The 1,023-nt window shown below is 42.2% G+C and carries 1 protein-coding gene; it reads right to left on the reverse strand.

The window, feature by feature from the left end:
- Positions 1-143: 143 nt before the first annotated feature.
- Positions 144-1,023: fibrobacter succinogenes major paralogous domain-containing protein (locus tag DUZ96_RS00010; protein ID WP_114299241.1), on the reverse strand; the 880-nt coding region annotated here is incomplete at its 5' end.

Genomic DNA, 1,023 nt, shown 5'->3' on the forward strand with positions numbered 1-1,023 from the left:
GTTCACTTACTAAGGCTCCTGATGCATCTCTAACCACTGCTTGATAGCTCATCTTCTCAGGGACTTGGGCAGAGGTTGTTGCAGTGATTAATATTACTGCTAAAATGGTGTGTAGTTTTTTCATTTTTAAATGATTTTAAATATTAAAAAGCTCTAACAAAACGCACTGAAAAGCCGAATTGCTTGTTGATGAGGTAGTTGCTGTTTAGGTAAGGGTAAAAGTAGTTCAGGTTGCGGCTGCTTGCGCTATTTGTACTGAGCTCAGTGGAACTCCAAAAGAGAGCATCGTTACCCTCATAGTTGAACGAACCATAGAAGTAACGGGTACCCTCAGGGAAGGCATTAAAGCCACTACTGTTGTTTAGGCTTTGGTCGTTGCCTGGTGTTCCTAAATTTGCTGTACTAATCCAGGCTGTTGTTGATGCCATTGATTTAGCTATTTTGTTGCCTGAAGTTGTCTCATCATAGTTATAGCCATTTGCTATAAGGTGGTTTTCTAAGGTTGTCCACTCAGCATCACTTGGTACGTGCCAACCTTCTGGTGCGAATTCTTTTCTGAGTGATGCATCTGACAATGAAGCCGCATCGTGAATACCCATAACAGCATACCAATTATAGAGTCTTGGCTTTGTGGGGTCGTTGTCATAATAACACCAAGCACCTGTGGTGAGACTTTCCCATTCTGTGTCATCAGTGACTTCTGGTATTGCAGTGCCGTCTCTGTAGGTCACCATCTCGGCATTATCTACAGTCCATACTTGGTCGCCATAGGTGAGATAATTGTAAGTATTGCCATCCTGGTCCGTAATCGAGCCTGAACTATTGTCAGATTCCAAGTCATCTATCTGACTTTGTAGATTAGCTAAAAGTGCATCGACCTCTGCTTTGGAATACGTGTAATTTTTTGTCACCGCATCCTGAGCCTCTGTTGGGTCTTGTAAGTCTTTTATCTGTTGGTTGTTGGCTGAATTGTTTTCAGCCAGTACCGCTTCTAAATTAGGTGTTGTTGCACTATTTTTTGCA

It is taken from the genome of Winogradskyella sp. KYW1333 (assembly GCF_003335675.1).
Classification (GTDB): Bacteria; Bacteroidota; Bacteroidia; order Flavobacteriales; family Flavobacteriaceae; genus Winogradskyella.